At 44.6% G+C, this 7,112-nt stretch carries 9 protein-coding genes; 1 reads left to right on the top strand and 8 read right to left on the bottom strand.

All coding sequences use genetic code 11. The features are described from left to right. From H8876_RS04860 to H8876_RS04825, 8 genes are all read right to left on the bottom strand, one after another. Nucleotides 1–215, bottom strand: a 215-nt coding sequence (locus tag H8876_RS04860) for a hypothetical protein (RefSeq protein WP_249286772.1), incomplete at its 3' end; no start/stop codon positions are given. Nucleotides 216–312: 97 nt separating this feature from the next. Continuing rightward, nucleotides 313–459 carry a hypothetical protein gene (locus H8876_RS04855; RefSeq protein ID WP_199665596.1) on the bottom strand — a complete coding sequence of 49 codons (147 nt, stop codon included), beginning with the start codon at nt 457–459 and terminating at the stop codon, nt 313–315. Nucleotides 460–899: 440 nt separating this feature from the next. Continuing rightward, nucleotides 900–2,003, bottom strand: a complete 1,104-nt coding sequence (gene tsf / locus H8876_RS04850; RefSeq protein ID WP_249286771.1) for a translation elongation factor Ts — start codon at nt 2,001–2,003, stop codon at nt 900–902. Between the two features lie 26 nt (nt 2,004–2,029). Further along, complete coding sequence (gene rpsB, locus H8876_RS04845; RefSeq protein WP_249286770.1) at nt 2,030–2,803, bottom strand: 30S ribosomal protein S2; 774 nt, start codon at nt 2,801–2,803, stop codon at nt 2,030–2,032. A gap of 204 nt (nt 2,804–3,007) precedes the next feature. After that, nucleotides 3,008–3,358 carry a LytTR family DNA-binding domain-containing protein gene (locus tag H8876_RS04840; RefSeq protein WP_249286769.1) on the bottom strand — a complete coding sequence of 117 codons (351 nt, stop codon included), beginning with the start codon at nt 3,356–3,358 and terminating at the stop codon, nt 3,008–3,010. Between the two features lie 115 nt (nt 3,359–3,473). Further along, nucleotides 3,474–3,668 (bottom strand): DNA-directed RNA polymerase subunit omega, encoded by a 195-nt coding sequence (gene rpoZ, locus H8876_RS04835; RefSeq protein ID WP_249286768.1) that lies wholly within the window; start codon nt 3,666–3,668, stop codon nt 3,474–3,476. Continuing rightward, complete coding sequence (gmk, locus tag H8876_RS04830; RefSeq protein ID WP_249286767.1) at nt 3,669–4,283, bottom strand: guanylate kinase; 615 nt, start codon at nt 4,281–4,283, stop codon at nt 3,669–3,671. A 102-nt stretch (nt 4,284–4,385) separates the two neighbouring features. Further along, the gene (locus tag H8876_RS04825; RefSeq protein ID WP_249286766.1) at nt 4,386–5,270 is read right to left on the bottom strand and encodes a YicC/YloC family endoribonuclease; all 885 of its coding nucleotides are present in this window, start codon (nt 5,268–5,270) and stop codon (nt 4,386–4,388) included. 81 nt (nt 5,271–5,351) lie between these two features. Between H8876_RS04825 and H8876_RS04820 the strand changes: the two genes are divergently transcribed. Further along, nucleotides 5,352–7,091: an Rqc2 family fibronectin-binding protein gene (locus tag H8876_RS04820; protein WP_249286765.1), complete on the top strand. Its 1,740-nt coding sequence runs from the start codon at nt 5,352–5,354 to the stop codon at nt 7,089–7,091. Nucleotides 7,092–7,112: the final 21 nt, after the last annotated feature.

The following is a 7,112-nucleotide window of genomic DNA, read 5'->3' as shown; positions in this document are numbered from 1 at the left end:
AGAGACAGCTCATAGTCTCCTTCATCGGTATAGCTGCTGATCTCATCAAGGGCATCGACATATGCATCGAACTCCAGCCCTGCGTCATTCACTGCATCAGAAAGGCGTTTCTCCGTCATCCTGGCCAGAGCTTCTATCCCTGATACGAAGTTCTCACCGCGTTCTTTTTCATCTTCTGTTTTTCCTAACTCGATCGTAAATCCTACTTTTTTCATTTCATCATCCTCCTGTTTCAGGTACAAAAAAAGCCACTCCCGTATTGGAATGGCTATGTAATGCCCTTTTCAGGCAGATATGTACTCCTGCTGATGATCAGTCAAGAAGTTTCAGAAGGAGATCGTCTATCGCATCAGTTGTATATTTTCCCTCTTTTATAAGCTGGTTTCTCCAGTTCAGCAGCCCGTTTATTATGATGTTCTGCTCATCTTCCGTGAGCCTGATCCTGTATTTCTTTATCATCCTCTCCACCGATCCTTTCCTGAATTTTCTTTATCATATACTGCGATCTGATTTCATGCAAATGTGCAAACAAAAATCACACTCCCATTTTTGCAAGGAAAATAGCGATAAAATATGATAAGTTATATTAACACATGTAATTATTTTCAAGTCCCTGAATACATATGAAAATACACGCTTTCAGGCGATTTTTGGGAATACACTTTTTCAAGATTTGGGACAACACGATCTTTCCCAAATCGAAGAAACATGTGAAATTCACCTTTTTCTTTGAAGAAAGAAGAGAAGTTTCAAACGGCACTTGGGAAAAGATGCTTTCCCAAGTTTTTCCCAAATTTTTTCCCAAATTTAGCGGAAAATACGGTAATTTATGATAAATCACGCGTTCACGAGTTGTAGGCATCAAAAAAGGGGTTTCTGCAGTTCTTTTTTAAGATCCGTTATTTCTTAGCTGCTGCTGCCTGCTGTGCTGCTACTTCAGCTGCGAAATCTTCTTCTTTCTTTTCGATGCCTTCACCTACTTCGAAACGAACTACAGCAACGAGGGAAAGATCCTTGTTTACCGTAGCCAGGTACTGAGACACTGTCTGCTTGCCGTCCTCTGCTCTAACGTAAGTCTGATCCAAAAGACAGATATCCTTTAACTGCTTGGAAACACGTCCTTCTACGAGACCTTTGAAGATCTTGTTTTCGGAAATGGAATCCTTGTCAGCAACTGCGATCTCTGCCAGCTTGGACTTAGCATCTTCAGAAAGGAAGTTTGGCAGATAATTGAAGTTGAACTTCTTATCGTTTCTCTTTTCCTCTAAAATCGCAACATCTTCATCACCCCATACGCCGTCTACAGCTTTATCTAATAAAGCATTTAAGATCGGCTTCGGAAGTGTGAACGGATCGTTCAGTGCGCTTTCCAGCGTGATGTCATGCATTTTAGCCAGTTCTTCATCGGAGATGTCATTTCTGCTGACATACTGCGGATTCATTGCAGCAACCTGCATTGCCACGTTTGTTAAAGCTGCCTTCACATCATCGTCAGCTTCTACACTGCCTGCAATAAGAGCACCGATTCTGCCGCCGTGAATGTAGGAAACAACAGCTTCTCCGGATACTTTTTCAAATCTTCTGATCGTCATATTTTCGCCGATAGTAGCGATCTTATTTGTCAGAACATCCTGTACGGAGCCTTCGTCTCCATAAGGCAGAGCCATGAATTCGTCCATATCCTTTGCATCGTTTTCCAGAGCCATCTGAGCCAGAGTTTCTACGAAAGTTACGAACTCGTCGTTCTTCGCAACAAAGTCTGTTTCAGAGTTTACTTCTACGATAGCTGCACTCTTACCATCAGCAGCGATAGCTGTTCTAACCAGCCCCATCGCAGCAACTCTTCCTGCCTTTTTAGCAGCCTTTGCAAGTCCTTTTTCTTTTAAAAGATCAACTGCAGCTTCAATGTTGCCATCAGTTTCCACTAATGCTTTTTTGCAGTCCATCATACCTGCGCCTGTCATTTCGCGCAGTTCTTTTACCATCTTTGCTGTTACAGCCATTTTATCTCCTCCTGTATTGTCTTCAACTATTCAGCGGCTTTTTCTTCTGCAGCTTCTTCTGGAACTTCTGCCTCTGCAGCTTCTGCAGATTCTCCGCCTTCGCCTTCATCAAAGCTTTCGCCCTGTCTGCCTTCGATCACAGCGTCAGCCATGCATCCGGAGATCAGTTTTACCGCTCTGATCGCGTCATCGTTTGCAGGAATGATGTAATCAACATCGTCCGGGTCGCAGTTTGTATCTACGATACCGATGATAGGAATTCCCAGGATTCTTGCTTCCTTAACAGCGATTTTTTCTTTCTTAGGGTCTACGATAAAGATTGCTCCCGGCATACCCTTCATATCTTTGATACCGCCCAGGAACTTTTCTAACTTTTCCAGTTCCAGTCTAAGCTTGATAACTTCCTTCTTGGACAGTTTTTCGAAAGTGCCGTCTGCTTCCATTTCCTTGATGTCATTAAGTCTCTTGATTCTGCCGGAAATAGTCTTGTAGTTTGTAAGCATTCCGCCCAGCCATCTCTGATTTACATAGTACATATCGCATCTCTTGGCTTCATCATAGATTGCTGCCTGAGCCTGCTTCTTTGTCCCTACGAACAGAACCGGCTTGCCGCTTGCTGCAACTTCTCTCATGAAGTTGTATGCTTCATCGATCTTCTTTACTGTTTTCTGCAGGTCGATGATATAGATTCCGTTTCTTTCTGTGAAGATATAAGGAGCCATTTTAGGGTTCCATCTTCTTGTCTGGTGTCCGAAATGTACACCGGCTTCTAATAACTGTTTCATTGAAATTACTGACATGTTTTTTCTCCTCTCGGTTTTCTTCTTCCACCGCAGCACATATCGAAAGCAACCTTCCGTCAGCATTCTTCATCAGAATTCTGCTTCCAGGCACCGGCTTTCCCGACGCTGCCGTGTGTAAACTGTAAACTATGGCGACGCACATGCGACACCAGTTAATACTATACTATAATTTCCCCATGATTTCAACGGATTTATTGTGTTTTACGAAAATTCTTTTCTCTTCCTCTGCATATATTCCTCAAAGGTCTTCTGAGCCTTCCGATAAGTGTCTTTCCCGAAGTAGATCCCTTCATTGGAAGAAAGAAGGATCTGGTTATGAGACATGATGATGATCTCATCCATATTGATGATATAGCTTCTGTGACAATAGAGAAACCGTTCATCCAGATTAGGGATCAGATCATGAAAACTTCCATAGACAACCAGTTCACTGCTCGCCATTCCCGAAAGATGAATCACGATCCTGCGCAGATCTTTCTCCATATATACTACGTTTTGCGGGGGAATTTGATAGGTAACACTGTTCTTTTTCACTATGATGTTCTTTTTCATAAAAAAGACCTCCTTGCATAACTATTATTACACAAGAAGGCCAACTTTTCTGTCGCACACAAAAACACTTTGTTATTTTTTCGAACATTTTGTCAAAACCAGTACAGAACTCCCCCTACATAGTTTCTCTGTACGTGATCAGATCCTCTGCGATCTCGTTTGCTGCGATGGATACCGGTTTTTCTACATCTGCCTCAGTCAGCTTCGGCATACCGTCAATGATATCTCTCGATCTCTTGGCAGCCAGAATCACCAGCGTATATCTGCTGTCAACTTTTTTTCTGATTTCGTTAATAGATGGATATAACATTTATAAATCCTCCTTATACTTATTGACGATCCAGTCAACCTCTTCCCCGTTTATCTTGCACTGCTCTGCGGTAATGATCGCCCGCACTCTGTCAATGGCCGTATCCAGATCTTCATTAATGACCCTGTAATCGTACTTGTCGATATTGTGGATTTCATGAAGAGCCTCTCCCAGACGCCGGGCCATGGTTTCCTCTGTTTCTGACCCTCTTCCCCGGATCCGTTTCTTCAATTCTTCCAGAGACGGCGGCAAAATGAAAATATACACACCATCGTCGTAGTTTTTCTGCACCTGCAAAGCGCCCTGCACGTCGATTTCCAAGATAACATCGATGCCCTGCTCCAGCCATTCCATCACCTGCGCACGCGGCGTTCCATAATAATTGCCGTATACGTTGGCATACTCCATGAATCCGTCCTCTTCAATGAGCTGATCGAAATCATTTTTCGTCACGAAATGGTAATGCACTTTATCGATTTCACCTTGCCTCGGCTGGCGGGTCGTCATGGACACCGAAAGTTCGATGTTACGCTCCTGATCAAAGATTTCCTTGCATATCGTCCCTTTTCCCGCTCCGGAAGGTCCTGAAATAACAAACAGCTTGCCTTTTGCCATAAGAATACTCCTGAAACACTCCAAAAACTATCCAATATCTTAACTCGTCTAATTGATTATTATAGCACTTATATGCCTTATCATCAAGATAAATATTGACTGTTATTCTATATTTTGTACCTGTTCCCTGATTTTTTCGATCTCACTTTTTGTCTCCAGCATGAGGGATGTGATCTCCATATCATTGGCCTTGGATCCTATGGTGTTTGCTTCCCGGTTCATTTCCTGTACCAGGAAGTCGAGTTTTTTACCCACCGGTCCTTCGCTTCCTCCCAGGATATTTTTCAGCTGGATCATATGACTGTCCAGTCGCACCAGCTCTTCTGTTATGTTTGCTTTATCTGCAAAGATAGCTGCTTCCGTCAGGATGCGTTCTTCCGGCACGACAGCCGCCTCTCCCAAAAGGTCCTGGATCCTTTTCTGCAGCTTATCCTTGTATTCCTCTGCTACCATGGGAGCCCTGACTTCTATTTTCTTTACGATCTCGCGGATCAGCTCACCTCGTGCTTTCAGATCCTCCGCAAGCTTTTCTCCTTCCACAGTGCGCATCCGATCCAGATTCTCCGTGGCGATCCGCACTGCCTGCGTGATCACGCCAGCCACATCTTCTTCATTTTCTACATCCGGAACGGCTTTCATTACGTCCGGCAGCGAGGCTATCAGTGAAATGTCAATAGTTCCATCCAGATCATACGTCGCCTGCAGCTCTCTCAGGTTAGTGATATACTGCTGTGCGATGGCAGAACTCATCTTGACAGTCACATCCTCTTCTGTGATATTTTCGATGACGATAGAGACTTCTGCTTTCCCTCGTCTCAGTTTTTCCCGGATCACAGCTTTGATCGGTTCTTCTGCAAAGGAATACCGCTTCGGCATCTTTACGGTAATATCAGAATATCGGTGATTTACAGTTTTGATCTCTGCAGTCACATTTCGTTTGCCGTCCGAGTATTCCCCCCTGCCAAATCCTGTCATGCTTTTTATCATGTTTTTTCCCCATTCTACTAGATTTATGATATCATAAGATGATTTCATTATACCACGAATAACCCACGGAGGAAAGTTGCAATGTCATATGACGGAGTCGCAACTGCTGCAGCTGTATCGGAACTGCAGCAGAATCTGACACTTGGAAAAATCGAAAAAATATATCAGCCTCATTCCGAGCAACTGATTTTTAATATTCACACGAAAGCAGGCAGAAAAAAACTGCTGCTTTCCGTCAGCGGAAATCATGCCGGTGCATACCTGACAGAAACCGTTCCTGAAAACCCGGCGTCCCCGCCGGTATTTTGCATGGTGATGCGCAAACACCTGAATGCCGGTCGCATCACACAGATCCAGCAGCACGAAAACGACCGTATTATCGAGATCCTGCTGGAAACCGTCAATGAAATGGGATTCTCAGTCAACAAGAAGCTCATCATAGAAATCATGGGGAAACACAGCAATGTCATCTTAACGGACATGACCAGCGGCAAAATCATCGACAGCATCAAACATATTTCCATAGATGTCAACCGGGCCCGCCAGATCCTGCCGGGAAAGCTTTATGAATATCCCCCTGCCCAGAAAAAGATCCCATTTACTAAAATCACCCGGGAGGAGATTTTGCAGCTTCTTACGGATCCTTTGCAGCCCGGGCGATGCCTGCTCTCCGGTATACAGGGACTTTCTCCCGCACTGGCAGAAACTCTGGCATCCGATCTTCCAAGTGCTTCTGATGCCGCAAAAGAATTTGCATCGTCGGTGTATTCCCGGCTTCAAAAGCTTATTCAGGAGATCCGGGAGCATACATTTACACCGGTAGTGTACCTGGACGGTGCTGGAAAGCCTGTAGATTTTCACATCACGGATCTTTCCATCTACGGAACAGATTACACGGCGAAAAGTTTTGACACATTCAGTCAGGCCGCGGAATTCTATTTTCAGAATAGAGAATCTTCCAATCTGTTAAAGCAGAAATCCGGCGATCTTATCCGTATCATCAACGGTGATCTTTCCCGGCTTCGCCACAAGACACAGAAACTCAACGAAGATCTTTATCGTGCAGAGAACTCGGATAAATACCGGCTTTACGGCGAACTTCTTACCGCGAATCTTCACCAGGTAAAGCCAGGGGCATCCTCTGTAACTGTGATCAGCTACTATGACGGCAGCGAAGTGAAGATCCCTCTGGATCCCAAGTACGCACCCTCTAAAAATGCACAGATTTACTATAAAAAATACGGTAAGGCGAAAACGGCGGTAAAAGAAAAAAAGATCCAGCTGGAGGAAGTTTCCCAGGAAATCGACTACCTGGAATCCGTACTGGAATTTACAGAAAAAGCACACTCTGTAGAAGAACTTCGCACGATCCGTCAGGAACTTACCGACAGCGGTTTCCTTCGCTATCGAAAAAACCGGAACACAAAGGAAAAGCCAAGCAAACCATCACCGTACGCCTATACGCTGACCTCAGGCAAAAGAGTCTTTGCAGGAAGAAACAACAAGGAAAACGACTGGCTGACGCTGAAAAAAGCCTCTTCTACCGACATCTGGTTCCATACCAAGGACATCCCCGGCTCCCACGTGATCCTCTTCACCGAAGGGCAGGAACCATCAAAAGAAGAGCTCTTTGAGGCAGCAGCCATCGCAGCATGGCACAGCAAAGGCAGCAGCTCCGAAAACGTTCCGGTAGATTATACCAGAGTCAAATACGTAAAAAAACCAGCCGGATCCAAACCCGGCATGGTCATTTTCACTCATAATAAAACATTGTACGTAGATCCGGCACTTCCAGGCCCGGATCATACCGCAGAGAAATAACTTCCTGCCTGCATTTCATCT

Source organism: Lentihominibacter faecis (genome assembly GCF_014306095.1).
In the GTDB taxonomy this organism is placed as follows: Bacteria; Bacillota; Clostridia; order Peptostreptococcales; family Anaerovoracaceae; genus Lentihominibacter; species Lentihominibacter faecis.
Note: the sequence above shows the minus strand (reverse complement) of the source record. Positions and strands in the feature narration are given on the sequence as shown.